The organism is Stenotrophomonas sp. MH181796, from assembly GCF_009659995.1.
Classification (GTDB): domain Bacteria; phylum Pseudomonadota; class Gammaproteobacteria; order Xanthomonadales; family Xanthomonadaceae; genus Stenotrophomonas; species Stenotrophomonas riyadhensis.
The window spans coordinates 38,967-65,724 of record NZ_RAHU01000007.1; the positions used below are offsets into that span (position 1 = coordinate 38,967).

Below are 26,758 nucleotides of genomic sequence, written 5' to 3' on the forward strand. Positions count from 1 at the left end.
GACAAAGAATTCGAAGGGTAACGCATACCGCTACCGGCCAGTAGGGGGCAACCTTGGCCGCAGCCCCTGACCATCACCCAAGTCTTTGTACCGGAACGATTTTTCTCAGACCAGTTGGAGTTCGAACGCCTTCAGTACGGCACGCGTACGGTCGCGGACGCCCAGCTTGGAGAGAATGTTGGACACGTGGTTCTTGATGGTGCCTTCGGCCACACCCAGCGAGTTGGCGATCTCCTTGTTGGAGAAGCCACTGGCCATCAACCGCAGGATCTCGGTCTCGCGGTCGGTCAGCGGGTCCGGGCGGTCCAGGCTGACGAACTCGTTGCGCATGTGCTCCAGGCCGGACAGCAGGCGCTGGGTCACGGCAGGCTGCACCAGCGAACCGCCGTCTGCCACGGTGCGGATGGCACCGACCAGCTGCGCCAGGGTCACGTCCTTGAGCAGGTAGCCCTTGGCACCGGCCTTGAGCCCGGCCAGCACCAGCTGGTCGTCGTCGAAGGTGGTGAGGATGATGGTCGGCGGCAGCTGCTCCTGGCGCGACAGCACCTGCAGCGCCTCCAGCCCGGACATCACCGGCATGCGCATGTCCATCAGCACCACATCGGGACGCACCTGCGGTATCAGCTCGACCGCCTGCCGGCCATCGCCGGCCTCGGCCACCACCTCGATGCCGTCGTCGAGCGCCAGCAGGGAGCGGATTCCCTGCCGCACCAGGGTTTGGTCGTCGACCAGGCAGACGCGAATCATCAACGTACTCCTTCAGGAACCTTGGTAAGGGCAGCCACCAGCACCGTTGCCGGCACCGTCGCCCGCAGCCGGAATCCTTCGCCGGGGCGGGTCTCGATCTGCAGCTGGCCACCACATTGTTGCAGGCGCTCGCGCATGCCGCGCAAGCCATTGCCTACATTGACCATATCCGCGCCGACGCCGTCGTCGCGGGCCTCCACCACCACCCGGTCGGGGGCTTCACGGTACACCTTGATCCACAGGTGGCGGGCACCGGCGTGGCGTACCGCGTTGGTGATGATCTCCTGGGTACAGCGCAGCAGCACGTGGGCCCGCTGCGGGTCTTCCACGTTCAGCGGGTCCTCGATCTCCAGCTGGATGTCCAGCGAGGGCACGTTCTCGGTCAGCGGGCGCAGGGCCGCTGCCAGATCGATGGCACCGGTCTCGCGCAGCTGGCTGACCACCTCGCGCACGTTGCCCAGCAGCAGCTTGGCCAGGCCATGCGAACGCTTTACATGCTCCAGGGCCTGGCCCTCGGCCAGGTGGCTGGCCACTTCCAGGTTCAGGGTCAGCGCGGTCAACTGGTGGCCGAGCAGGTCATGCAGCTCGCGCGAGATGCGGGTGCGCTCGTTGACCCGGGCGCTCTCGGCCAGCAGGGCCCGGGTGGCGCGCAGCTCCGAATTGAGCCGGCGCTGCTCGTCGCGGGCCTCGGTCTGCTGGCGGGCGACCAGGCTGGTCACGAAGATGAACATGGAAAAGCCGCCGTACAGCAGCGACTGCATCACCGCTTCGAACAGCGGGAAGCGCAGCAGCATGTAGTAGACCGGTGCCACCGCCAGCTGGCTGACCAGCAGCCACAGCACGCCCAGTCGTATCGACAGCATCCACGGGATGACCCCCGCGGCGACCATCATCAGGATGCTGCCCAGGCCCGAGCCGCTGAGGAAGCTGACCCCCAGCGCCGAGATCGTCAGCAGCAGCAACAGGCCGCGGTCCAGCCAGCTGGTGTGGCTGTCGCTGCGCAGGATGCGGGTCAGCCAGTAATAGGCGGTGCCGAAGGACAGGTAGGCGACGAACAGCAGGATCGCCCAGCCGCCCATGTCGTTGCGGCTGTGCAGGTTCTCGAACTGCGAGTACGCCAGCGGCAGGCCGACCATGACCCAGGTGAACAGGCCGGCCAGGCGGAGGACACGGGTATGGCTGAGGACTCCCAACATGCCAGCACTCTACGGGCCACGCCCGCGTACCGCACCCCACGGAAGTCATGCCTGCCCGGTCGCCTGTTCATGCCGCAGCCCACCCCGGGCATGCAATAATCGTGCGCAGGGTCCTTTGATGGACCAACCGCGTTACCCCACGGAGTCACAATGTCGATTGTCATCCGCGACGTGCGCGAGCACGAGCTCGATTCCGTCCTGGCTTTGAACAACAACGCTGGCCTGGCCATCCTTCCCCTGGATGCGGCCCGCCTGCGCCTGTTCTACGAAACCGCTGAGTACTTCCGCGTCGCCGAGCGCGACGGCAACCTGGCCGGATTCCTGATCGGCTTCGGCAGCGACAGCCAGCACGACAGCAGCAATTTCGCCTGGTTCAAGCAGCAGCTGGACACCCCGTTCTTCTATATCGACCGCATCGTGGTCGCCAGCCGCCGGCGTGGCGGTGGCGTCGGCCGTGCGTTCTATGCCGACGCACAGAGCTTCGCCGAGCTGCGCTACCCGCAGATGACCTGCGAGGTCTTCCTCGACCATGGCGCCGATGCCGCCCTGCTCTTCCACGGCAGCTTCGGCTTCCGCGAGCTGGGCCAGAACACCATGGCCCAGGTTGACGTGCGTGCCAGCATGCTGGCCAAGGAACTGTGCAGCTACCCGTGGGTCCAGGAGACCTATCGTGGCAAGCTGCCGGATGTGGCGTGGACACGCGCCCGGCAACTGCCGGCGCAGGCACAGCGACCGACGGGGACCTGAGCGTGGCGGTGAATTTCGATTACGAACAGGCCGGTGAACTGAAGATCGGCCAGGTAGGCATCGCCAACCTGCGCATCCGTACCCTTGATGTCGAGCGTCTCGTGCAGGAAATGCACGAGCGCGTGACCCGCGCACCGAAACTGTTCGGCCGCGCGGCAGTGATCCTCGACTTCGGCGGCCTGAGCCAGGTGCCGGACGTGGCCACCGCACAGGCGCTGGTCGATGGCCTGCGCAGCGCCGGCGTGTTGCCGGTGGCACTGGCCTACGGCACCAGCGCGGTCGATCTGCTCTCGCAGCAGCTCGGCCTTCCGCTGCTGGCCAAGTTCCGCGCCCAGTACGAGCGTGCAGAGGCCGAACCGGCCCCGCCACCGCCGGCAGCGGAACCGCGCCGCGTCGTGCGTGCCGAGCCGAAACCGGCCCCCGCCGCGCCCGTGGCAAAGGTCGCCGACGCCGCCGCCCCGCAGCCGGGCCGCATGCAGCTGGGCAACGTGCGTTCAGGCCAGCAGCTGTACGCGGAGAACTGCGACCTGACCGTGATGGCCACCGTCGGCGCCGGCGCCGAAGTCATTGCCGATGGCAGCATCCATATCTACGGCACCCTGCGCGGCCGCGCGCTGGCAGGGGCCCAGGGCAACACCGCGGCACGCATCTTCTGCCGTGATTTCCATGCGGAACTGGTCGCCATTGCAGGCCATTACAAGGTACTGGACGATGTCCCGGACAACCTGCGCGGCAAAGCCGTGCAGGTGTGGCTGGAACAGGACCAGATCAAGATCGCTGCGCTGGACTGACGCAGCACCCAAACAGAATCATCAGGAGAAGTCCTTTGGCTGAAATCATCGTAGTCACCTCCGGCAAGGGCGGCGTCGGCAAGACCACTTCCAGCGCGAGCCTGGCCTGCGGCCTGGCACGGCGCGGCAAGAAGGTGGCGGTGATCGACTTCGACGTCGGCCTGCGCAACCTCGATCTGATCATGGGCTGCGAACGCCGCGTGGTGTACGACTTCGTCAACGTCGTGCACGGCGAAGCGACCCTCAAGCAGGCCCTGATCAAGGACAAGCGCTTCGAGAACCTGTACGTGCTGGCCGCCTCGCAGACCCGCGACAAGGACGCACTGACCCAGGAAGGCGTGGGCAAGGTCCTGAAGGACCTGGCCGCCGACGGCTTCGATTACATCATCTGCGACTCCCCGGCCGGCATCGAGAAGGGCGCCTTCCTGGCGATGTACTTCGCCGACCGCGCCGTGGTGGTGGTGAACCCGGAAGTGTCGTCGGTGCGCGACTCGGACCGCATCATCGGCCTGCTCGACTCCAAGACCCACAAGGCCGAGTCCGGCCAGGACGTGCCGGCCTTCCTGCTGCTGACCCGCTACACCCCGCTGCGCGTGGAAAGCGGCGAGATGCTCAGCATCGCCGACGTCGAGGAAGTGCTCGGCCTGAAGGCGATCGGCGTGATCCCCGAGTCGGGTGACGTGCTCAACGCCTCCAACAAGGGCGAGCCGGTCATCCTGGATGTCGAGTCCGCAGCCGGCCAGGCCTATGACGACGCCGTCGCGCGCATCCTCGGCGAAGAACGCCCGATGCGCTTCACCAACGTCGAGAAGAAGGGCTTCTTCAGCAAGCTGTTCGGAGGGTAAGCATGGGCCTGTTTGATTTCCTCAAAGCGAAGAAGACCACCGCCGAAACCGCCAAGAACCGCCTGCAGATCATCATCGCGCAGGAGCGCAGCAACCGCGGCGGCCCCGATTACCTGCCGCTGCTGCAGCGCGAGCTGCTGGAAGTGATCAAGAAGTACGTGAACATCGACGTCGATGCAGTGAAGGTCGACCTGGTGAAGGATGGCCAGCACGATGTGCTGGACATCTCCGTGGCGCTGCCTGAAGGCCCGGACAAACCCTGATGCTCTGCCCCGCCCGTGCCTGCACGGGCGGGGCTGCCTGACCCGCATGACCGATACGACAACCGCCGTGGACATCACCTGCGTGGGCGACATCGCCTTCGCCGATGCGCAGTGCCTGCTCGCCGCGCATGGCCTGCAGCTGCACCACGTGGCGGCCGGTGAACCGATTCCCGGCAGCTACTGGGGCGAGCCCGAGGCCGGCATCATCGCCAGCAACGTGTACGTGCGCGATGACACGCCCGTGCACTCGATGCTGCACGAAGCCTGCCATCTGATCGTGCTGCCGCCGGAACGGCGTGCGCAGGTGCATACCGACGCCACCGACTCGGTGGCCGAGGAAGACGCCACCTGCTATCTGCAGATCGTGCTGGCCGGACAGCTGGCTGGTGTCGGCAGCCAGCGGCTGATGGCTGACATGGATGCCTGGGGGTATACGTATCGGCTGGGGTCTACGCAGGCGTGGTTCGAGCAGGACGCCGAAGACGCGAAGGCGTGGTTGATCGAACGCGGGTTGCCGGTGGCGTAAAGCCGCGGGCGCGGTTGGCCACGGGCGCGTGGCGACGCGCCGGACCCTGCGGCGCCCCTCTTTTCACTCGGCGCGGTTCGAGCAGGACGCCGAAGACGCGAAGGCGTGGTTGATCGAACGCGGGTTGCCGGTGGCGTGATCCACCGTGAACCGGGGTCAGATCCCTTTTGCTGCGCAAAAGGGATCTGACCCCAATACCCATCACCCCTGCCCTGCCAGCGCGCGCAGGGTGATGCCGACGACGTAGGCCAGGTAGGTTCCCGTGGCGTAGCCCATCGTGCCCAGCAACACGCCCACCGGCGCCAGCGCCGGATGGAACGCTGCAGCCACCACCGGCGCCGAAGCCGGGCCACCGATGTTCGACTGCGATCCGATGGCGAAGTAGAAGAACGGCACCTTCAGCAGCTTGCCCAGGCACCACAGCAGCACGATGTGCACGGCAATCCAGATCAGGCCGAGCAGGAACAGCCATGGGCGGTCCAGCAGCGCCAGCAGATCCATCTGCATGCCGATGCAGGCGATCAGGAAGTACAACAGCAGCGAGCCCAGGCGCGATGCGCCCGCGCCTTCCAGGTTGCGGGCACGGGTGAAGCTCAGGCTCAGGCCCAAGGTGGTCGACAACACCACCACCCACACGAACGGCGCATCCAGGCTGAACTGCGAGGCCCAGCCGACGTTGGTCTTGAACCAGGCCGCCAGCGGCGCGCCAATCGCATGCGACAGGCCGACGCCGCCGAAGGCCACCGCCACGATCAGCATCAGGTCGGTGAGGCTGGGAATGCGCTCGTGCTCGGCCTGGAAGCGCGCGATGCGCTCCTTCAGCTCATCGATGGCCGAGGTATCGGCGCCACTGCGCGCGTCGATCTTCGCCGCACGACCAGCAAGAAAGATCAGCGCCGCCATCCACACGTAACCGACACCGACATCGACCACCGCGAACTGGCCGAACGTGGTCGCGTTGACGTCGAACACTTCGCGCATCGCCAGCATGTTGGCACCGCCGCCGATCCAGCTGCCGGCCAGCGCCGCCATGCCGGCCCAGGTGTCACCGGCCACGGTTTCCGGATGCACGGCGCGCATCAGCAGGAAGGCCACTACCGCGCCGAGCATGATGCTGGCCGAGGCGCCCAGGTACATGAGCACCAGTTTCGGGCCGAGCCGCAGGATGCCCTTGATGTCCACCGCAAGCGTCAGCAGGATCAGCGCCGCAGGCAGCAGGATGTCGCGCGCGATCGGGTTGTAGAGTTTGGTGTTCTGCCCGTCGATCAGGCCGGCGGTGTTGTAGATGCCGGGAATCAGGTAGCACAGCAGCAGTGCCGGCACGAACGTGTAGAAGCGTTTCCACAGGCCCTGCTCGCGGGAAGCGGTCCAGAACACGGCGCCCAGGGTGGCGGCGATCAAACCGAAGACGACGATGTCGTTCTGGATCATGCGGGCGCTCCTGGCAGTGCCGGCCGCTGGCCGGCAATCCGGTATGGGTGGAAGCAGCATGTGGTTGCCGGCCAGCGGCCGGCACTACCCGTAAGCAAAAGCGCCGCCCCGAAGGGCGGCGCTGTACTCATCAGTTGCCGATGTGCTGCTTCAGCCAGGCATTGACGGTGTCATGCCACAGGATGCTGTTGTTCGGCTTCAGCACCCAGTGGTTTTCATCCGGGAAGTACAGGAACTTCGATTCGATGCCCTGGCGCTGGGCGGCGGTGAACGCGGCCAGGCCCTGCTCGACCGGGATGCGGAAGTCCTGCTGGCCATGGATGACCAGGATCGGCTTCTTCCAGTCCGCCACGTGGTTGACCGGGTTGAACTTCTCGTAGTTCGCGGCCTTCTGGTACGGGGTACCGCCCTGCTCCCACTCGGTGAACCACAGTTCTTCGGTGGCGTAGCCCATCATGCGCTGGTCGAACACGCCGTCGTGGTTGACCAGGCACTTGAACGGGCTGTTCCAGTTGCCGGCGATCCAGTTGACCATGAAGCCGCCGTAGCTGGCACCCAGCGCACAGGCCTTGTCACCGTTTAGGAAGGAATACTTCTTCAGCGCCGCATCCCAGCCCTTCTGCAGGTCTTCCAGCGGGCGGTCGCCCCAGTGCTGGCTGATCGCATCGGTGAAGGCCTGGCCGTAGCCGGTGGAACCATGGAAGTCGATCATCACCACGGCGTAGCCCTGGCCCGCATAGGTCTGCGGGTTCCAGCGATAGCTCCAGCCGTTGCCGAAGCTGCCCTGCGGGCCGCCGTGGATCAGGAACGCGACCGGGTACGACTTGCCTTCCTGGTAGTTGTGCGGCTTGACCACGTAGCCATGCACGGTGTCGTTGTTCCAGCCCTTGAACTCGAACTGTTCGTACTCACCGAAGCTGACGTCCTTCAGCACGTCGCCTGCGGCCGGGGTCAGCGCGCGCAGCTCGCCGATGGCTTCGCCTGCGGCCGGCAGCAGGCCGACCAGCACCTGGTCGTTGCTCTTCAGGCTGTTGCGGGTGATCGCCACGCTGTTGCCGGCCACGTCGACCGAGGTCACGCTGCCGTCGCCGATCAGCTTGGTGGCCTTGCCACTGGCCACGTCGATCTGGAACAGCGGGTGCTCGCCGAGGTCATCGGCAGTGGTGTAGATGCTGGCGCCGTCGGCGGACAGGGTGATGCCGCCGGCCGAGCGATCCCACTGCGGCGCGATCTCGCGGGTCTTGCCGCTGGCCAGGTCCATCGCCATCAGGCCGAAGCGGTCGGCCTCGAAGCCCGGGCGCTTCATCGCGCGGTAGAACAGGGTCTTGCCGTCGGCACTGAACACCGGGCCAGCATCCCAGGCCGGGTTGGAGGCGGTCAGGTTGACCGGCGCCTGCTTGCCGGCCGCGTCGAAGCGGTACAGGTCGAAGTTGGTCGACCACGGCTCCTGCTTGCCGGCCACGCGGATGCTGGCGACCACGCTGGCGCCATCCGGCGACCACGCGAAATCATCGTTGCCACCGAACGGCTTTGACGGCGCATCACCGTCGATGGTCGCGCTCAGCGCCGAGGCGCCCTTGACCGCACCGGCCTTGGCTGCCGGCAGCGGTGCCACGAACAGGGTGTTGCGGCGGCCGTCGTTCCAGGTATCCCAGTGGCGCACGAACAGCGAATCGAAGACCTTGCCGCTGGCCTTGGCACCGGCGACGTCCTTGAGCTTCTTCTCGGTGCAGGCCAGGTCCGAGGCACAGGCCTGGAACACGCCGGCGCTGAACAGCACGCGGTCGTCCTGCGGCGACACGTGGTAGCTGTCCACGTCCACCGGGAAGTCGGTCAGCTGGCGCGGGGTGCCGCCGTTGATCGGCTGCGCGTACAGCTGCTGGCTGCCGTTCTTGGCGCTGAGGAAATACACGGTCTGGCCATCGGCCGACAGCGACGCGGAATTGACGCTCCAGCCAGCCGGGGTGATCTGCTTCGGCGGGGCCGCGTCACGCGTGCGCAGGTTGCGCGCGAACAGTGCGGTGGAGGCCTTCAGGTTGGCATCCACGCTGCGCTTGGCGAACACCACGGTGCCACCATCGGCGGTCAGTACCGGCGCGGAGACGCGATCCATGGCCACCATGTCGCGGACTTCCAGGCCACGGGCAGCGGCAACGCTGGGCAGGGCAGCCAGCAGGCTCAGTGGCAGCAGGGCATGACGCAGTTTCATCGGGGTCTCCGCAGGACGGCAAAAAACCGATGGTAGGCCCGTGCGGCCGGGGCTGCCAAGGCCATCGGTCATGGCCGGGGACGGGTCGATGCCTTCGCCAGAAAAGGCAAACCGCGCCGTAGCGCGGTTTGCGGTAGTGCCGGCCGCTGGCCGGCAATCTGTCTGGTTGCCGGCCAGCGGCCGGCACTACCGGGTCAGAGCCCTTCCCTGCGGGAAGGGATCCGACCCCGTGCATCACGCCACGGCGCGCTTGCCGGTGCGGTAGATCAGCCAGCCGACCAGGAACAGCACGGCCAGGCCGATCCACTGTGCGCCCGGCAGGTGGAACGGCACGGCCAGCACATCGGCGCGGCTGCTGACCACGATCGGAATCGCGATGGCGATGCCCATCAGCGCCTCACCGGTGATCAGGCCGGCAGCAAACAGCACGCCCGGCTTGTGCACGCGGTCACGGCCTTCTTCGTCATCGGCACGCACCTTGTGGAAGCGCTCGACCAGGTAAGCGATCAGGCCGCCGAGGAAGATCGGCACCATCAGTTCCAGCGGCAGGTAGATGCCGATGGCGGCGGCCAGCACCGGCACGCGGAAGCGGGCGTTGCGCGACTTCAGCCAGCTGTCGAAGGCGATGATGGCCGCACCGACCACGGCACCGATGCCGATGAAGGTCCACGGCAGTTCGCCACCGAACAGGCCCTTGGCCACCGAGGCCATCAGGTTGGCCTGCGGCGCGGCCAGCGCGTTCGGGTGCAGCTCGGACTTCACGCCGATGCCGTAGGCGGTAGCCAGCAGGTTCAGCACCGGGGCCATGATCAGCGCGCACGAGAACGCACCGATGCCCAGCATCAGCTGCTGCTTCCACGGGGTGGCACCAACGATGTAGCCGGCCTTGAGGTCCTGCAGGTTGTCGCCACCGACCGCGGCGGCGCAGCACACCACCGCACCGATCATGATCGCGGCCACCGCACCCAGCGGCGCACCGCCGGCGCCCACCGGCTTCAGGCCGTCGGCGCCCAGCAGCACGACCAGCACGGCCGACGCGAACAGGATGGTGGAGATGGTGATGCCCGAAACGGGGTTGTTGGACGAGCCGATCAGGCCGGCCAGGTAGGCCGAGACCGACACGAACAGGAAGCCGGCGACGATCATGATGAGGGTCATCGGGATCGACACGTGCCACTGGCCGACGATGGCCTGGTACAGCGCCAGCAGCGGCAGCACGAAGACCACCAGGGCGACCAGCATCCACTTCATCGGCAGGTCGCGCTCGGTGTGCGCCAGCACCGGGCCACCACTCTTGCGGGCGGCAGCGAAGCCGCTCTTGACGCCGTTCAGCAGCGACTTGCGCAGCGAGATCAGGGTCCAGATGCCGCCGATCAGCATCGCGCCGACGCCCAGGTAGCGCATCTTCGCGCCCCAGATGGCGAACGCCGCCTCGGTGGAAGAAGCCGCAGCAACCGACGCCGCCAGTGCCGGATCGGTGTTCATGAAGAACGCCTGGTAGATCGGAATGGCGATGTGCCAGGTCAGGATCGAACCGGACACCACCACGATGCCGACATTGAGGCCGACGATGTAGCCCACGCCCAGCAGCGCCGGCGACAGGTTGGTGCCGATGAAGGCGGTGACCTTGGAGCTGCCGACGTAGGCCGAGGTGGCCCAGGCGTCCGGGATCAGGCGCATGCCGCTTTCCGCGGCCAGCTTGACGAAGGCACCGATCACCGCCGACAGGCCGAGGATCTTCAGGCCCGGGCCCGGGTTCTCACCGGCCTTGAGCACTTCGGCTGCTGCCTTGCCTTCCGGGAACGGCAGCGGATCTTCAACGATCATCGAACGGCGCAGCGGCACCGAGAACAGCACGCCCAGCAGGCCACCCAGACCGGCGATGCCCAGCACCCACCAGTACTTGAAGTCCGGCCAGTAGCCCATGATCACCAGCGCCGGGATGGTGAAGATCACACCGGCGGCGATCGACGAACCGGCCGAGGCGCCGGTCTGCACGATGTTGTTTTCAAGGATGGAGCCACCGCCCAGCAGGCGCAGCACGCCCATGGAAATCACCGCAGCGGGAATGGCGGTGGCGATGGTCAGGCCTGCGAACAGACCGAGGTAGGCGTTTGCGGCCGACAGCACCACCGCCAGCACGATGGCCAGGGCCACTGCGCGGAAGGTGAGCTGCTTGGGCGCAGCGTCGTGGTTCATGGAAGCCCCTGCTGGCAAAAAATCCCGATCACGCTAGCGTTCAGGGGGCGGCAAGTCCAGTGCGCATGGTCACCGCCGGCGCAGGCCCACCCGGCCGCCCGACCGGTGCGGCAAGGCCAACCGGCCGATCCCGCAAAGCCGCGCAGCGCCTGCCGCAAAAAGGGGACGGAGGGGATTAAGTCGTATTTGTCATAAGCGCCGTGATCCGGCCCCTGCCCTTCTATAATCGCGCCCTTTCCGCTGTCCCCGCCGTCGATGACCGTTGCCGCTACCGCCTCCGACGACTTCCTGGGCCATCCCAAGGGCGTCTACGTCTGCTTCTTCACCGAAATGTGGGAGCGCTTCTCCTTCTATGGCATGAAGGCGCTGCTGCTGCTGTACCTGACCAAGTACCACCTGTTCGGCGACAAGGCCGGCCTGGACCTGCTCGGTGCCTATGGCGGCCTGGTGTACTGCATCCCGGTGTTCGGCGGCATGCTGGCCGACCGCTGGCTGGGCATGCGCCGGGCGGTGCTGTTCGGCGGCATCCTGCTGGTGCTCGGCCACCTTGGCATGGCCTTCGAGGGCCACGCCGCGTATCGGGTGAACGGCGAAGTGGTGCGCGACACCTCGGCGCTGGCGGTGACCTACCTGTCGCTGGCGCTGATCATCATGGGTGTCGGCTTCCTGAAGCCGAACATTTCCACCATCGTCGGCAAGCTGTACGCCAAGGACGATCCGCGCCGCGATTCGGGCTTCTCGCTGTTCTACGCCGGCATCAACCTGGGCGCGCTGTTCTCCTCGCTGGTGTGCGGTTTCCTCGGCGAGGCCTATGGCTGGAAGTACGGTTTCGGTGCGGCCGGCATCGGCATGCTGGCCGGCCTGGCGATGTTCCTGTGGGGCCAGAAGTACCTGCAGGGCCACGCCGAGCCGCCGCAACCGGCCGCGCTGAAGCAGAAGGTGCTGGGCCTGCCGCGCGAATGGCTCATCTATCTGTGCGCGGTGCTCGGTGTGTTGCCGGTGGCGTGGCTGATGTGGGCGGCCGGCAACGGCGCGTTCGCGCTGGGTGGTGAAATCAGCCTGGCGCTGATGCTGATGCTGGTGGTGCTTGGTGGCGTGCTGGTCTGGTTTGCCTGGTTCACCGGCAGCAAGTGCACGCCGGTGCAGCGCCAGCAGATGATCGCACTGATGGTGCTGATCTTCATGGCCCTGGTGTTCTTCACGATGTACGAGCAGTCGTACGGCTCGTGGGTGACCTTCACCGACCGCCTGCTGACCAAGGACATCGTGCCCTCGCTGGTGATCACCGGCGGTACCCCGTTGCCGTGGTCGATCATCTCGCTGCTGCTGGCACCGCTGGGCTTCGTGGTCAGCGCGCGCCTGTCCGAGCGGCGCCCGGGTTCGGCCGCGCCGCGCACGTTCTTCGCCGCCATTGTCGTTCTGATGCTGGTGCTGCTGGTGCGCGACTGCCTGGTGATTCCGCAGACCGCCGGCTCGCTGACCTACCTCGGCGGCCTGTTCCTGGTGCTGCTGGCGCCGGCCTTCGCCGCACTGTGGACGTGGATGGACCGCCGCGGCTGGGAGCCGGGCAAGCCGGTGAAGTCGGCCTGGGGCCTGGTGATCGGCGCGCTCTCGTTCGTGCCGCTGGCGCTGGCCGCGCAACAGGTTGGCGCCACTGGCGAGATGGCCAGCGTGTGGTGGCTGGTACTGGCCTACTTCCTGCTGGCCAGCGGTGAGATGTGCCTGTCGCCGGTCGGCCTGTCGGCGGTGACCCAGTTGGCCGTGCCGCGGGTGATGAGCCTGATGATGGGCACCTGGTTCCTGGCCACCGCGTTCTCGGAAACGCTGGCCGCGCTGTTCGGCAAGCTGGCGGCAATCGAGGTGCCGGAAGGCGAATCGCTGGACATGGTGGCCGCCGCCGGCGCCTATGCGCACCTGTTCTGGCTGCTGATGTGGATCGGCCTGGGATGTGCGCTGGCCGCCTTCATCGCCGCGCCGCTGCTGAAGAAGATGATGCACGGGGTGAAGTAAGCCCCCACGTGTGGAAATCCAGGGCGGCGGACCGATCATCCGCCGCCCTGTCAGCTTACGGCGCCTTGTCCTTGCCGGCCGCAGGTGCAGTCGTTGCGGTCTTGCCGCCCAGGCTGCGTGACAGGAAGGCCAACAGCTTGCCGTAGTACTCGCTGCGATGGGCCTCGGTGTAGAAGCCGTGGCCTTCGGTCTTGTAGTACAGGCTTTCCACCGGCGTGCCGGCACGCTTGAGCGCCGCTTCCATGCGCTCCGTGTGCTGGATCGGCGCGCGCTTGTCTTCGCCACCGGCCGCGAGGAACACCGGCACCTTTATCCGCTCGGCCAGGTTCACCGGCGACACCGCGCCCAGTTTGGCCGGGTCCCCCAGCCATTCGCGCAGGTAGGTCACGCCTGAACCGCGGTCCTGGATGTCACCGCGGGTATACATCATCGGCAGGTCGTAGACGCCGACATAACCGGCCGCGCACTGGTACAGCCCCGGTTCGCGGGCAGCGCCCATCATCGCCGAGTAGGCCCCGTAGCTGGCGCCGTAGATGCAGATGCGACGGCCGTCGGCGATGCCTTCGCTGATCGCCCAGCGGGTGGCATCGGTGACGTCGTCCTGCATCGCCGCCCCCCACTGCTGCGCACCGGCCTGGGTGTGGGCCCGGCCGTAGTTGCCTGACCCGCGGAAGTTGACCTGCAGCACGGCATAACCGGCGGCGGCCAGCATCTGCGTTTCGCGGTCGTACTGGCCGGAATCGAAGATGTCGAACGGGCCACCATGCGGCATCACCACCATCGGCAGGTTGCGCCCGTCGCTGCCGGCCGGCAGGGTCAGGAAGCCGTGCAACGGCAGGCCGTCGCGGGCCTTCAAGGCAATCGACCGCACGCTGGCGCTGCGGTCCACGTCGATCCACTCACTGCGGCTGATCAGGTGGTCGGCCTTGCGCGCGACTGTGTCATACACGTAGAAATCGCCCGGATTGGTGCCTGACCAGGTTTCCACCAGCACGACACGCCCATCGCGGGTGCTGGAGGTGATGTAGACCGCGCCGCCGAATGCCGCCTCCAGGCTGCGGTACAAGCGCGCCTCCGGCGACTTCTCGTCGAAGAAGCGGGTGCGCGGCGTATCGCCCAGATACAACGCACCGACCGGCACGTGGGTCCCGGGCCGATGGATGATCCGGTACGGATTGACCATCTCGTCACGCAACAGCGTCGCGCGCTCGCCGGTCTGCGGATTCCAGCTGATGATCGCATTGGGGCCCTGTGCCTGCTCGGCATTGAGATAGGCCACGCTGCCATCAGCGGAGAAGCCGATGGCGGTTTCGATGCGCTTGCTGACGGCTTCGTCGTTGATCAGCTTCCAGTTGTCGCCGGAACGTTCACGGAAGTAGAGCTTGTTGACGTTGTCACTGCCGGCGCCATGCACGAAGCGGACCTCGCCCGCACCGTCGGTGGTGAACTCGCCGCGCCTTACCGGTGAAGACGCGACCCGCGAGCGACGCCCGCTGGTCACATCCATGCGATCGACGCGGGTGAATGGATCTTCCGACAGTGGCCAGACAGTGACCAGCACGTTGCGCTCATCATCTGGCAGGTCATCGGCCAGGAACGCGGCAACGGCCTCCACCTTCTTCGGTTGGATCCGCGTGCCCGGCCCCTTGCTTTCCACCCGGTAGCCCACCAGCAGCTCGCCGCGGTTGCCATTGGCATTGATCGCATAGAGCTCGCCGGTGGGATTGGGCTGGTCGAGCGAGCCCCATTTCTGGGCCAGCCCGATCAGCAGTCGCTCGTCACTGACCCAATCGAACTCGTAGGCATGATTCTTGTCCGGTGGCCGGAAATTGCCGACCATCTGTTTGTCCTTGAGACGCAGCACCACGATCGCGGTGGCATCCTCCAGCGGCACGGTCGCCGCCACGTACTCGCCCGTCGGTGAAATCTTGATGTCGGTGAAGGCTTCCTGCCGCACGTACTGCGACAGGTCCACCGCACCCGCGCCGCCGATCGCAACGCACCCCAGGGCGGCCAATGCGGCCGCCAGTATCGTCCTGCGCATCCTTCCCCCTGCTCCTGCGGACACCTTGTCCTGATGGCGGATTCTAGGCAGGCTTCTGCAGTCCCTGCCAGAGGCAGACGGGACAACGCGGAAAAAACGACGGCACCGTTGCCGGTGCCGTCGTTACCACTACCTTGGAGAGAGAGTCAGGACGTGGGTTCGGGGGGCGTGCGCCGGGTCAGTGGACCCCGCGCACCGCCAACATGAGGGCCAGGATGCTGAGGATCACGGCGATGGTGCCGTCGAGCACGCGCCAGGTGCTGGGCTTGGTGAACAGCGGCGCCAGCAGGCGTGCACCCAGGCCCTGCGCGGTCAGCCACAGGCAGCTGGCAGTGACCACGCCGGCGGCGAAGGCCATGCGGGCGTTGCCGAAGTTCTCGGCGATGGAGCCGATCACCATCATGTCCAGCCAGAAGTGCGGGTTGATCAGCGAAAAGCCGACCGCGGCCATCAGCACCGCGCGGCGGCTGCCGTCGTCGCTGTCAGCCTCGCCCATGCCGCCGCCACCGGCGATCGCACGGCGTGCCGACTTCATTGCGTACCAGGCCAGGAACGCCACGCCGGTCCACAGCACGGCGGTGGTCAGCCACGGCAGCGCCGAAGTGAGCGTGCGCAGGCCGGCCACGCTGGCAAAGATGAAGATCGCATCGATGGCCGCACAGGTGGCGACCACCGGCACGATGTGCTTGCGCAGGATGCCCTGGCGCAGAATGAAGGCGCTCTGGGCGCCGACCACGGCGAACAGGCCGATGCCGGTAGCTGCACCAGAGAACCAGGCACCGAGGCCGGTGCTGGCGGAGATGACCGAGAACATGGGATTCACTGCCTTGTATTGCTTGGGGGGACGGTGCCTCGCGAAGGCGGACAGCACCGGAACAGGCGCCATTGTCGCGCCGCAACATGAAAAAGACGAGCTAAACTTCCTAAACCAACATTAGCGGAACTTAATTCGATGCGTATCGACCATGCCCAGCTGCGCGCCCTCGCCGCAGTGATCCGCGAAGGCAGCTTCGACCGCGCCGCACAGTCGCTGAATGTCACGCCGTCAGCCATCTCGCAGCGGGTCAAGGCGCTGGAGGATCGGGTCGGCCGCCTGCTGGTCAAGCGCGGCACCCCGGCCACCGCGACCGCCGAGGGCCAGGTACTGGTGCAGCTGGCCGAGCAGACCGCTCTGCTCGAACACGACGCGCTGCACCGGATGGGCCTGGCTGACGAAGACCTGCCGCAGGCCAGCATCCCGGTGGCGGTGAACCATGACAGCCTGGAAACCTGGTTCCCGCAGGCCGCCTCGCAGTTCGCGCAGAGCACCGGCACCACGCTGGACCTGCGCGTGGAAGACCAGGACCACACCGTTGAACTGCTGCGCCAGGGCACGGTGCTGGGCGCGGTGACCACGCTGGACGAGCCGGTGCAGGGGTGCCAGATCCACGCCCTGGGCAGCATCCGCTACGCGGCGACCTGTACCCCCGAGTTCCGTGAGCGCCACTTCGCCAAGGGTGTGACCGCACAAGCGCTGGCGCAGGCACCGGTGCTGGTGTTCAACCGCAAGGACGAAATGCAGTCGCGCTTCGCCCGACGGATGGCGGGCGACGACCTGCCCAGCACCGCGCCGACCTGGTGGATTCCCTCCACCCGCGCGTTCGTGCAGGCCAACCTGGGCGGCATGGGCTGGACCATGAACCCCCTGCCCCTGGTCAAGCGGCATCTGGACGCCGGCCGCCTGGTCTATGTGCGCCAGCGCGCGTGGGAAGACGTGCCGCTGTACTGGCAGCACTGGAAGGGCGACGTACAGACCATGGCCCTGCTGACCCGCGCGGTGCTGGACGCCTCCTCGGCGCTGATCCGGCGCAAGCGTTGAGCGAAAGCCGCTAAAAGGGGACGGAGGGGATTAAGTCGTTTAAGACCCAAACGACATATCAGGCAAAGACGACTTAATCCCCTCCGTCCCCTTTTTGCTCCATCCAATCTCCACGAAGCCTCCACACCGGGTCCATGCGTGATGCGGATACTGGCGGGCCGATCATTGCAAGGATGCCCTGCATGCCCATCTCGGTCCGCGATGCCCACCCCGACGATGCCGCCGCCTGCATCGACCTGCGCGGGCGTACCCGCGAGAATGCCTTCAGTGCTGCACAACTGGCACAGCTGGGCATCACCGCTCAGACGTGGGCCGAGGGCATCTCGGCCGGTGATTTCATCGGCCGCGTCGCCTGGGAAGGCGAGCGCATGGCCGGCTACTGCTTCGCCGACCGCGACAGCGGCGAGGTGCTGGTGCTGGCCCTGCTGCCGGACTACGAAGGCCGCGGCATCGGCCGCCAGCTGCTGCAGGAAGTGGTCAGCCTGACCCGCGATGCCGGCCACCAACGCTTATTCCTGGCCTGCTCGGCCGACCCGCGTTCGCGCTCGCACGGCTTCTACCGCCGGCTGGGCTGGCGCCCGACCGGGCAGATCGATGACGCCGGCGATGAGATTCTCGAACTGCCCTGACACCCGGCCATGAAGGTGGCCGGATGCCGTCCCGCCAGGCTCAACCGCCTGCTGTCCGATCCTGATCTGGCGCGTCGAACACCAGCAACATACCGAAGGTCGGAGCTGGCAGACTCAGCGCGGCGTGCTGCCGGCCGGGTCGGTGATGTGCAGCTCGCTGCTGACGATGCGGGCCTGCCCGCCGCGCACACCGGGGGTCAGGTTGACGCTGAACACCGCCGACACATCGATCGGGCGCAGGGCGAAACCGCTGATTTCCGACGGCAGGATGCGCCATGGGAACCGGAAGGACTGCCCCGGCCGCAGCGTCTGCGGTGACTTCAACAGGCGCGCATCGGGCGGGTTGATGGCCAGCGACGTTTCCTTGCCGGAATGGCGGTCCACCAGCTTCACGCTGGGCCCGCGCCGGCGGTAGAACTCGGCCGGCACCTGCACGTCCTCGCTGCCGGCATTGCGTAGTTCCAGTTCCACGCGGATGTCCTCGCCGAGGAAATGGCAGGGAGCATTGTCGATGCAGCGCACGTGGAGTTCGATCATGGTGGGCGTTTCCTGGCTGGATGCGGTGAAAGGCATGGCGGCAAGCACGAGGGCGAGCGACATCATGAGACGGTGCATGTGATCTCCCGGGCGATCTCGCGGGTCAGCAGCTCCTGTACCTCGCGTCCGATGTTGTAACAGTGGCGCGGCCGGGTCACGCTGCAGTCCACGCTGGACATGATGGTCGCCAGCGGGTCGCTGTCTTCGCGGAATTCCGGCGCATGCACCTCTTCGGTGTCCAGCGTACCGCTGGGAAGGAAGAACTTCACGATGCCATCGTTTGCCACGGCCGCATCATCGTATTCGTCCGGCAGCCCCAGGCAGTGCCCGTACTCATGCGCATAGGTCCACGGCGTCGTGTCCACCGACGCATAGAGGACGCTGTCGCTGACCATCTCACGTTCGTAGACATCGTGCAGCAGCACCGAATAGTCCTGCCCGCTGTCGACGAAATCAATGTCATAACGCACGGGGAAGGTCCGCGTGCCGCACTGGGGATCGGCCACGGTGATGGTGAACTGGTTGTTCCAGTGCCGCTTGATACCGTCGCGCAGGCGCTGCTTCGCCTCTGCCACCTGGGCGGCACTGACGCGCCCTTTGGTCGTCACCCGGAAGCGGCTGGTCACTACGATGTCGCCGCCGCTCTTGAGCGGCACGTCGACGCGGAAGCTGGCGTGGAGCTCATACTCGTACCGGGCGCCATCAGGCGCATAGCCTTCGAAGTAGCGTCCGTCCGGCGACTGCGACACCTGGGTGGAATGATCCTTCACCCAGCACTGCGGTGCCTGGGTACCCGGAGGCGCGAAGCTTGGCGTCTGCAGCTGCGGCTTCTTCAGCAGCATCTTGGCCGCCGAGGCCACCGCAGCCATCGCCGCGCCGCCGCCGCTGCCTCCACCACCGCCCGCCACATGCGCCCGCTGCTGCTTGCCGGCCATCAGCGTGCAGCCACAGCTGGCCTTGTCGCCATCGCGGGCCACCGGCTGGCCGTCGATGACCAGAGTGCTGTCGCCGGACACGATGGAGCCCGGCCCGTGGCGACTGCAGATCACCCGGTCGCCAACCCGTGCCACTGCACGGCCTTCGATGTCGGTGTGCGGTGAACCCGTAAGCACCGAACCGCCCGTCTGCAGGGCGTCACCTACCACGATCAGCATCCGTGACATCGTCATTCGGCCCCTCCATGGCCGTGTCTTGTGTGGAAGCAACCACCAAGTGTACCCGGACAGCTCCGGCCACAGGATGATGCATTGCACAAAAACAGGACCGGTTCCGGTTAGAATCGTCGCCAGGATGGCGCAACGCGTTGTTTCTTCACGCCCTTTCCCTGCTTGATGCGCATCCTGAACTCCTCCCCTCCGCCAACGATCCCGCCCCCATGAAGAAATTTGGCAAGGCCCTGCTCGCCCTGCTCGTGCTGCTGTTGCTGGCCGCCGCGCTGTTCCTGTACTGGCCACTGACTCAGCGCTCGGTGCCCGCCGCCAGCAACGACAAGCCCGTCGACGTTGTGCTGGTCGGCGCCGGCATCATGAGCATCACCCTGGCCACCTACCTGCAGGAACTGCAGCCGGACTGGAACATCCAGGTCTACGAACGCCTCGACGGCGTCGCCGGTGAAAGCTCCGATGGCTGGAACAACGCCGGCACCGGCCACTCGGCATTCGCCGAACTGAACTACACCCCGGAACTGCCCGACGGCAGCATCGAGACCAAGCGCGCGGTCGGCATCGCCGAATCGTTCGAGGTCTCGCGCCAGTTCTGGTCGCACCAGGTGAAGGAAGGCCGGCTGAGCCAGCCCAGCGACTTCATCAACCCGACCCCGCACATGAGCTTCGTCTGGGGTGATGACAACATCGCCTACCTGCACAAGCGCCAGCAGGCCCTGGTGAAGAACCCGCTGTTCTACGGCATGCAGTACTCCGAGGATCCGAAGCAGATCCAGCAGTGGGCCCCCCTGCTGATGGAAGGCCGTGACCCGAAGCAGAAGGTCGCCGCGACCTGGATGCCGCTCGGCACCGACGTCAACTTCGGCGTGATTACCCGGCAGCTGACCACCGGCCTGCAGCGCAGCCCGAACTTCAGCCTGCACCTGAATCATGAAGTGACCGCACTGCGGCAGAACGCCGACAAGAGCTGGAACGTGACGGTGAAGGACCTCAAGGCCGGCACCGAGACCACCACCCACACCCGCTTCGTGTTCATCGGTGCCGGTGGCGCCGCGCTGAAACTGCTGCAGATGTCGGGCATTCCGGAATCGAAGGACTACGCCGGCTTCCCGGTCGGTGGCCAGTTCCTCGCCTTCCAGGGCCAGGACGTGACCTCGCGCCATGGCGTGAAGGCCTACGGCATGGCCGAAACCGGTTCGCCGCCGATGTCGGTGCCGCACCTGGATGCGCGCAAGCTGGACGGCAAGCCGGTGGTCCTGTTCGGGCCGTTCGCGCTGTACAGCACCAAGTTCCTCAAGCACGGCTCGTGGTGGGACCTGTACTCCTCGGTCACCCACAACAACGTTGGCCCGATGCTGGAAGTGGGCAAGGACAACCTGGACCTGGTGCAGTACCTGATGGCCCAGGCACGCCTGAACGATGCCGATCGCCAGGCCGAACTGGTCAAGTACTTCCCCAATGCCAAGCCGGGCGACTGGAAGCTGGTCACCGCCGGCCAGCGCGTGCAGATCATCAAGCGCGATCCGTTGAAGGGCCCGGTGCTGCAGTTCGGTACCGAGATCGTGACCGACAAGGACCACACCATCGCCGCCCTGCTCGGTGCCTCGCCGGGTGCGTCGACCTCGCCGCCGATCATGCTGGACCTGATGGCCAAGGCCTTCCCGGACCAGATGAAGGCCGGCTGGGAAACCCGCCTGCGCGAGATCGTGCCCTCGTACGGGCGCAAGCTCAACGACAACGCGGCATTGGTCAACGAGATCCGCACGCTGACCAGCCAGACCCTGCACCTGCCGTACCTGGAGGTGCCGGTGGACGCCAATGCGGCGGCTCCTGCCCCGGCGGTGGTGCCTGCAGCGGTTCCGGCACCGGCCAAGGAAAAGCGCAATGCCGACGAGGAACTGCAGGCGCTGTAAGTCCGCGCGTTCCTTTCGATGCAGACGGACGGCCACCTTCGGGTGGCCGTTTGTTTTTGTGCGAGGTGGGTCGGATCCCCCCCGCACGGGAGGGCTCTGACCTGCGCTTGTGCGCCGACGATGGGGTCAGAGCCCATTGCCTACGGCAACGGGATCCGATCCCGGCCCGCCACTGCTCTGCGCCGGAAAGCCCCTGCACAACGACGCGAATTGTAATGTTGTTACGAATTATTTACATTTGCATCCTGCGCAGTGACCGCGCCTCTCCCAGATGGACCTGACTGTGCCCGAAGCCGCCGCCCCGGGTGCTGGACGACTGTTGCCGCCCTTCCCGCCTCCACGCTTCGAGCCCACCATGTCCCTGATCCGCCCTACCCGCCTGCCCCGCCGCGCGCTGCTGCCGGCTGCCCTGCTTTCGTCGCTGACCCTGCTGGCCGCGCCCAGCGCATTCGCTGCCGCCGACGGCGCTGCCGATGCCAAGACCCTGGACCGGGTCAGCGTGCGTGCCGATCAGTCGGCGCCGCCTGCCAGCACCACCCGTCTGCCGATCACCCTGCAGGAAACCCCGCAGTCGGCCACCGCGATCAGCCTGAAGCGCCTGCAGGACGAATCGCTGTTCAGCATCAACGATGTGATGCGCAACGTGACCGGCGTCAGCGTGTCCTTCTATGACACCCAGCGCCCGCTGTACTACGCACGCGGCTTCGCCATCACCGACTTCCAGGTCGATGGCATTCCCACCTACAGCGGTTCCACCAACCAGGAATACGACACCGCTTTCTACGACCGCATCGAAGTGATCCGCGGTGCCAACGGCCTGCTCAGCGGCGCCGGCGTGCCGTCGGCCACCGTCAACCTGCTGCGCAAGCGCCCGGGCAAGGAATTCGATGCGTCGTTCGCGGTCAGTGCCGGCAGCTGGGATTACCGCCGCATGGAGGCCGACGTGACCGCACCGCTGACCGCCGATGGTCGCTTCCGCAGCCGCGTGGTCGCCGCCTATACCGATCGCGGGCTGTATTACGACCGCTACGACGAGAACAAGATGGCCGGTATGGCGGTACTGGAGGGCGACCTCACCGACAGCACCACGATCACCCTGGGTTACCAGAGCCAGGACAACAACCCCACCGGCTCGACCTGGGGCACCGTGCCGTTCTTCGACAACCAGGGCAATTTCGCGCATCTGCCGCGCTCGACCAACCTGTCGCCGAAGTGGAGCTACTGGAAGCGCGAGAGCAATACCGCCTTCGCCAACCTGGAACAGCGCTTCGGCGACAACTGGCTGTTGAAGATCAACACCGCCTACACCCGCGGCAACGTGCAGAACGTGCGCCTGTACGGCACCGGCAACCCGGACCCGGTGACCGGCTCGGGCATCTTCCTGCGTGCTGCCGCCGGTGATTCGAAGGACACCCGCCGCAACGTCGATGCCTACCTGACCGGCAGCTTCGATCTGTTCGGCCGTGACCACGACGTGACCCTCGGCGCACAGTGGTCGGACCTGGAAGGCACCACCAACACCCTGGCGCTGAACTTCCCGAACGATTGGGCACGCTGCGGCGGCGAGCGCTGCTACTACATCCCCAACGTGTACAACTGGAACGGCGACATCTCCGAGGTGACCTACCGCCGCACCGGCGCGCGCCGCGTGGCCAAGACCACGCAGAGTGGTGTCTACCTGGCCACCCGCCTGCGCCTGGCCGATCCGCTGTCGCTGATTGCCGGCGCGCGCCTGAGCCGCTGGGAAACCCTCAGCCGCTCCTACAACGCCGCAGGCGCCTATACCGGCACCAGCGGTGCGTACAAGGTGAGTGATGAAGTCACCCCGTACGTAGGCCTGGTCTACGACATCACCCCGAACGTCTCGGCGTATGCCAGCTACACCGAGATCTTCAATCCGCAGAACTTCAAGGACCGCAACGAGAACCTGCTGGCACCGGTACAGGGCTCGAACCTGGAAGCGGGCATCAAGACCCAATGGCTCGATGGCCGCCTGACCGCAAATGCCGCCGTGTTCGAGGCCAAGCAGGACAACTACGCGGTGCGTGACATGGGCGTGCCGGAGGGTTCGCTGAGCGATGGCACCTCCGCCTACATCGGCGTCAACGGCACCAAGGCGCGCGGCTGGGAAATGGACGTCAACGGCGAGATCCTGCCGGGCTGGACGGTCAATGCCGGCTACACCCACGTCAAGGTGACCCGCGCCGCCACCGATCTGCTGTACGCCAACCCGCCGAAGGATCTGTTGCAGCTCAACACCCAGCTGCAGCTGCGCGGCGCGCTGGAACGCCTGAGCATTGGCGGTGGCGTGCAGTGGCAGAGCAAGGTGCAGGGCTACAACATCGCCTACCCGCTGGGCGGCACGGTGACGGTGAACCAGCCGGCGTACACGCTGGTGCAGTTCAACGCCAACTACCGCATCAGCGACAACTGGACGGCAACCCTGAGCGTGCGCAACGCGCTGGACAAGACCTACTGGGCCAACCTGGACTACAACAACTACGGCGAACCACGCTTCGTGTCGGCCAGCCTGCGCTGGAAGTTCTGAGCAACCGGAAACGGTAGAGCCGGCCGCTGGCCGGCTCCATTCGATGTATCGATGACGAGGAGCCGGCCAGCGGCCGGCACTACCCGGATCGGTACGGGTCATCTTCCATTTCAGTCTGAATGGGCCCGCCTCCGCGCGGGCCCTTCTTTTTGCTGCAGTGCGGGTTGCATACCCATCTGTAATTATGCCGTAATTACATCGACGCCAATCGGAAGCCGGTCGATGAACCCGAGCTGGGATACGTTGGAACGCAGCCGCCAGGCCCGCCTGGAACGTGCCGCGCCGTGGGCCCGGGGACGTGAGGTCGCCGCCACCAACGTGGGCGAGCTGCTGCATGCGCTGCTGGAGCCAGGCGACAAGGTCTGCCTGGAGGGCAACAACCAGAAACAGGCCGACTTCCTCGCCCAGGCCCTGGCCGGACTCGACCCCGCGCGGGTGCATGACCTGCACATGGTGCAGTCGGTGCTGTCGCTGCCCTCGCACCTGGATGTATTCGAACGCGGTATAGCGTCGAAACTGGACTTCTCGTTCTCCGGCCCGCAATCGGTGCGGTTGGCCAACCTGGTGGCCGAAGGGCGCATCCAGATCGGTGCCATCCACACCTACCTGGAACTGTTCGGCCGCTACTTCATCGACCTGACCCCGCGCGTGGCGCTGGTCGCCGCCCAGGCCGCCGATCGCCACGGCAATCTCTACACCGGCCCGAACACCGAAGACACCCCGGTGATCGTCGAAGCCACCGCGTTCGGTGGCGGCATCGTCATCGCACAGGTCAACGAGATCGTCGACACCCTGCCCCGCGTCGACATTCCCGCTGACTGGGTCAACTTCGTGGTGCAGGCGCCGAAGCCGAACCATATCGAACCGCTGTTCACCCGCGACCCGGCACAGATCTCCGAGATCCAGGTGCTGATGGCGATGATGGCGATCAAGGGCATCTACGCCGAGTACGGTGTGAACCGCCTCAACCATGGCATCGGCTTCGACACGGCGGCCATCGAACTGCTGCTGCCGACCTACGCCGAATCGCTCGGCTTGAAGGGAAAGATCTGCCAGCACTGGGCGCTCAATCCACACCCCGCGCTGATTCCGGCGATCGAATCGGGCTTCGTCAAGTCGGTGCATTCGTTCGGCTCCGAACTGGGCATGGAGAAGTACATCGCCGCACGCAGCGATGTGTTCTTCACCGGTGCCGACGGCTCGATGCGCTCCAACCGCGCGTTCTCGCAGACCGCCGGCCTGTATGCCTGCGACATGTTCATCGGTTCGACATTGCAGATCGACCTGCAGGGCAACAGCTCCACCGCCACCCGCGACCGCATCGCCGGCTTCGGTGGCGCACCGAACATGGGCTCCGATGCACGTGGCCGCCGCCATGCCAGCGAGGCCTGGATCAAGGCCGGCCAGCAGGCCGCACGCCCCGGTGACATGCCACGCGGGCGCAAGCTGGTGGTGCAGATGGTGGAGACGTTCCGCGAGCACATGGCGCCAGCCTTCGTCGATCGCCTCGATGCCTGGGACCTGGCCGAGCGCGCCGGCATGCCGCTGCCGCCGGTGATGATCTACGGCGACGACGTCAGCCATGTGCTGACCGAGGAAGGCATCGCCAACCTGCTGCTGTGCCGCACCCCGGAAGAACGCGAACAGGCCATCCGCGGCGTGTCCGGCTACACCGCCGTGGGCCTGGGCCGCGACCGCGCGATGGTGGAGAACCTGCGCGACCGCGGCGTGATCCGCCGTCCCGATGACCTCGGCATCTCCGTACGCGATGCCAGCCGCGACCTGCTGGCGGCACGTTCGGTGAAGGATCTGGTGCGCTGGTCCGGCGGTCTGTACGACCCACCCAAGCGCTTCCGCAACTGGTAAGGGGCTGAGCATGGAAACCCTCGACTATCGATTCGAAGGACGCACCCCGGTGCAGTTCCCGCGCGATGCGGTACTGGTCGGCGTACTGGCCTCGGGCAACCTGGAAATCCTGCTGGAGCCGGCCGCACTGGACGGCGCGATGACGGTGCGCATCATCACCGCCGCACAGGGCTTTGGCCGCGTCTGGGAAGCGGTGATCGGCGATTTCGCACAGCGCCATCCGCTGCGCGATGTACGCATCTCGATCAACGATGCCGGCGCCACGCCGGCGGTGGTCAGCCTGCGCCTGGACCAGGCGGTGGAAACGCTGCTTGCTGGAGATCCACGATGAACCGGACGCAGCGCCACAGCTACTACGAAGCCGACGCGCGCGAGCGTATCGCCGGCCTGGCCGACGCCGGTTCGTTCCGTGAATTCCTCGGCCCGGCACGGCGGATGATGAGCCCACACCTGGCCCAGCTCGACCAGCCCGCGGCATTCGACGATGGCATCGTCGTCGGTGAAGCCACGCTGCGCGGCAAACGCGTACTGCTGGCCGCACAGCAGGGTGAATTCATGGGCGGGGGCGTGGGCGAGGTGCACGGCGCCAAGCTCACTGGCCTGCTGCGCCGCGCAGCCGCGACCCGGCCCGAAGGCGTACTGCTGCTGCTCGATACCGGCGGCGTGCGCCTGCACGAAGCCAACGCGGGATTGATCGCCATTTCCGAGATCATGCGCGCCACGCTGCATGCGCGCGCTGCAGGCGTCCCCGTGGTGGCGCTGATCGGCAGCGGCAACGGCGCATTCGGTGGCATGGGCATCGTCGCCCGCTGCTGCAGCACGGTGATCATGTCCGAGGAAGGCCGGCTGTCGCTGTCCGGGCCGGAAGTGATCGAGACCGTGCGTGGCGTGGAAGAGTTCGATTCCCGCGATCGTGCGCTGGTCTGGCGCGTAACGGGGGGCAAGCACCGCTACCTGATCGACCAGGCACAGGTGCTGGTGCCCGATGCCATCGAGGCGTTCGCACAGGCGGCATTCGATGCGCTGCAGCCGGACACGGCCAGCACCGATACAGATGCCGCATTGGATGCGCTGCAGGGACGCCATGCTGCACTGAAAGCGCGCGTGCAGGCCTGGGGCGGGTGCCGCGATGGTCTTGAGATCTGGGCGTTGCTTGGCATCGCCGAACCCCAGCGGCTGCCGCTGCTGGACACCGACGATTTCCTCGCCGCCACCGCCGATCGGAGCCTGCCATGA

General features: G+C 66.3%; 22 protein-coding genes. 13 read left to right on the forward strand and 9 right to left on the reverse strand.

Annotated features, from left to right (window positions below; genetic code table 11):
* Positions 1 to 105: 105 nt before the first annotated feature.
* Positions 106 to 747: a response regulator transcription factor gene (locus tag D5301_RS17300; protein WP_006424175.1), complete on the reverse strand. Its 642-nt coding sequence runs from the start codon at positions 745 to 747 to the stop codon at positions 106 to 108.
* Positions 747 to 1,943 carry a sensor histidine kinase gene (locus D5301_RS17305; RefSeq protein WP_153856396.1) on the reverse strand — a complete coding sequence of 399 codons (1,197 nt, stop codon included), beginning with the start codon at positions 1,941 to 1,943 and terminating at the stop codon, positions 747 to 749. Before D5301_RS17305 ends, D5301_RS17300 begins: the two co-directional genes overlap by 1 nt.
* Before the next feature lie 150 nt (positions 1,944 to 2,093).
* Between D5301_RS17305 and D5301_RS17310 the strand changes: the two genes are divergently transcribed.
* The 5 genes from D5301_RS17310 to D5301_RS17330 are packed head-to-tail and all read left to right on the forward strand — an operon-like array spanning position 2,094 to position 5,115.
* A complete protein-coding gene (locus D5301_RS17310; protein ID WP_008267255.1) occupies positions 2,094 to 2,690 on the forward strand; it encodes a GNAT family N-acetyltransferase in 597 nt (198 codons plus the stop codon).
* Between the two features lie 2 nt (positions 2,691 to 2,692).
* Positions 2,693 to 3,481: a septum site-determining protein MinC gene (gene minC / locus D5301_RS17315; RefSeq protein ID WP_204303175.1), complete on the forward strand. Its 789-nt coding sequence runs from the start codon at positions 2,693 to 2,695 to the stop codon at positions 3,479 to 3,481.
* A 35-nt stretch (positions 3,482 to 3,516) separates the two neighbouring features.
* Positions 3,517 to 4,326 (forward strand): septum site-determining protein MinD, encoded by an 810-nt coding sequence (gene minD, locus D5301_RS17320; protein ID WP_010483375.1) that lies wholly within the window; start codon positions 3,517 to 3,519, stop codon positions 4,324 to 4,326.
* Positions 4,327 to 4,328: 2 nt separating this feature from the next.
* Entirely contained in the window at positions 4,329 to 4,589 is a 261-nt protein-coding gene (gene minE / locus D5301_RS17325) for a cell division topological specificity factor MinE (protein WP_004148073.1), read from the forward strand.
* A gap of 46 nt (positions 4,590 to 4,635) precedes the next feature.
* Positions 4,636 to 5,115 (forward strand): hypothetical protein, encoded by a 480-nt coding sequence (locus tag D5301_RS17330; RefSeq protein ID WP_110711585.1) that lies wholly within the window; start codon positions 4,636 to 4,638, stop codon positions 5,113 to 5,115.
* A gap of 201 nt (positions 5,116 to 5,316) precedes the next feature.
* Here D5301_RS17330 and D5301_RS17335 read toward each other — a convergent pair whose 3' ends face one another.
* From D5301_RS17335 to D5301_RS17345, 3 genes are all read right to left on the reverse strand, one after another.
* The gene (locus D5301_RS17335) at positions 5,317 to 6,546 is read right to left on the reverse strand and encodes a DUF819 family protein (RefSeq protein WP_153856397.1); all 1,230 of its coding nucleotides are present in this window, start codon (positions 6,544 to 6,546) and stop codon (positions 5,317 to 5,319) included.
* A 130-nt stretch (positions 6,547 to 6,676) separates the two neighbouring features.
* The gene (locus tag D5301_RS17340; RefSeq protein WP_153856398.1) at positions 6,677 to 8,755 is read right to left on the reverse strand and encodes a S9 family peptidase; all 2,079 of its coding nucleotides are present in this window, start codon (positions 8,753 to 8,755) and stop codon (positions 6,677 to 6,679) included.
* A gap of 234 nt (positions 8,756 to 8,989) precedes the next feature.
* Positions 8,990 to 10,954, reverse strand: a complete 1,965-nt coding sequence (locus D5301_RS17345; RefSeq protein ID WP_153856399.1) for an oligopeptide transporter, OPT family — start codon at positions 10,952 to 10,954, stop codon at positions 8,990 to 8,992.
* 255 nt (positions 10,955 to 11,209) lie between these two features.
* Between D5301_RS17345 and D5301_RS17350 the strand changes: the two genes are divergently transcribed.
* On the forward strand, positions 11,210 to 12,964 hold the full coding sequence (locus tag D5301_RS17350; RefSeq protein WP_094002397.1) for an oligopeptide:H+ symporter: 1,755 nt from the start codon (positions 11,210 to 11,212) through the stop codon (positions 12,962 to 12,964).
* A gap of 55 nt (positions 12,965 to 13,019) precedes the next feature.
* On the opposite strand, the gene D5301_RS17355 is transcribed toward D5301_RS17350, so the two are convergent.
* Together D5301_RS17355 and D5301_RS17360 are read right to left on the reverse strand one after the other, a co-directional pair.
* Entirely contained in the window at positions 13,020 to 15,008 is a 1,989-nt protein-coding gene (locus tag D5301_RS17355; protein WP_153856400.1) for a prolyl oligopeptidase family serine peptidase, read from the reverse strand.
* Positions 15,009 to 15,186: 178 nt separating this feature from the next.
* Complete coding sequence (locus tag D5301_RS17360; RefSeq protein ID WP_005415673.1) at positions 15,187 to 15,822, reverse strand: LysE family transporter; 636 nt, start codon at positions 15,820 to 15,822, stop codon at positions 15,187 to 15,189.
* 138 nt (positions 15,823 to 15,960) lie between these two features.
* On the opposite strand from D5301_RS17360, the gene D5301_RS17365 reads away from it, so the two are divergent.
* Together D5301_RS17365 and D5301_RS17370 are read left to right on the forward strand one after the other, a co-directional pair.
* Positions 15,961 to 16,866 (forward strand): LysR family transcriptional regulator ArgP, encoded by a 906-nt coding sequence (locus D5301_RS17365; RefSeq protein ID WP_006424060.1) that lies wholly within the window; start codon positions 15,961 to 15,963, stop codon positions 16,864 to 16,866.
* Between the two features lie 182 nt (positions 16,867 to 17,048).
* Complete coding sequence (locus tag D5301_RS17370) at positions 17,049 to 17,495, forward strand: GNAT family N-acetyltransferase (protein WP_110711578.1); 447 nt, start codon at positions 17,049 to 17,051, stop codon at positions 17,493 to 17,495.
* A gap of 114 nt (positions 17,496 to 17,609) precedes the next feature.
* Here D5301_RS17370 and D5301_RS17375 read toward each other — a convergent pair whose 3' ends face one another.
* Together D5301_RS17375 and D5301_RS17380 are read right to left on the reverse strand one after the other, a co-directional pair.
* Positions 17,610 to 18,032, reverse strand: coding sequence for a hypothetical protein (locus tag D5301_RS17375; protein ID WP_153856401.1), 423 nt, complete (start codon positions 18,030 to 18,032; stop codon positions 17,610 to 17,612).
* A 62-nt stretch (positions 18,033 to 18,094) separates the two neighbouring features.
* Complete coding sequence (locus D5301_RS17380) at positions 18,095 to 19,201, reverse strand: PAAR domain-containing protein (protein WP_228756437.1); 1,107 nt, start codon at positions 19,199 to 19,201, stop codon at positions 18,095 to 18,097.
* 206 nt (positions 19,202 to 19,407) lie between these two features.
* Between D5301_RS17380 and mqo the strand changes: the two genes are divergently transcribed.
* The 5 genes from mqo to D5301_RS17405 all read left to right on the forward strand — a co-directional run bounded on the left by mqo (position 19,408) and on the right by D5301_RS17405 (position 26,758).
* Complete coding sequence (gene mqo / locus D5301_RS17385) at positions 19,408 to 21,108, forward strand: malate dehydrogenase (quinone) (protein ID WP_153856402.1); 1,701 nt, start codon at positions 19,408 to 19,410, stop codon at positions 21,106 to 21,108.
* A gap of 355 nt (positions 21,109 to 21,463) precedes the next feature.
* On the forward strand, positions 21,464 to 23,656 hold the full coding sequence (locus tag D5301_RS17390; protein WP_153856403.1) for a TonB-dependent siderophore receptor: 2,193 nt from the start codon (positions 21,464 to 21,466) through the stop codon (positions 23,654 to 23,656).
* A 222-nt stretch (positions 23,657 to 23,878) separates the two neighbouring features.
* Positions 23,879 to 25,522, forward strand: a complete 1,644-nt coding sequence (mdcA, locus tag D5301_RS17395; RefSeq protein ID WP_153856404.1) for a malonate decarboxylase subunit alpha — start codon at positions 23,879 to 23,881, stop codon at positions 25,520 to 25,522.
* Positions 25,523 to 25,532: 10 nt separating this feature from the next.
* The gene (mdcC, locus tag D5301_RS17400; protein ID WP_110711573.1) at positions 25,533 to 25,853 is read left to right on the forward strand and encodes a malonate decarboxylase acyl carrier protein; all 321 of its coding nucleotides are present in this window, start codon (positions 25,533 to 25,535) and stop codon (positions 25,851 to 25,853) included.
* Positions 25,850 to 26,758, forward strand: a complete 909-nt coding sequence (locus tag D5301_RS17405; RefSeq protein WP_153856405.1) for a biotin-independent malonate decarboxylase subunit beta — start codon at positions 25,850 to 25,852, stop codon at positions 26,756 to 26,758. Before mdcC ends, D5301_RS17405 begins: the two co-directional genes overlap by 4 nt.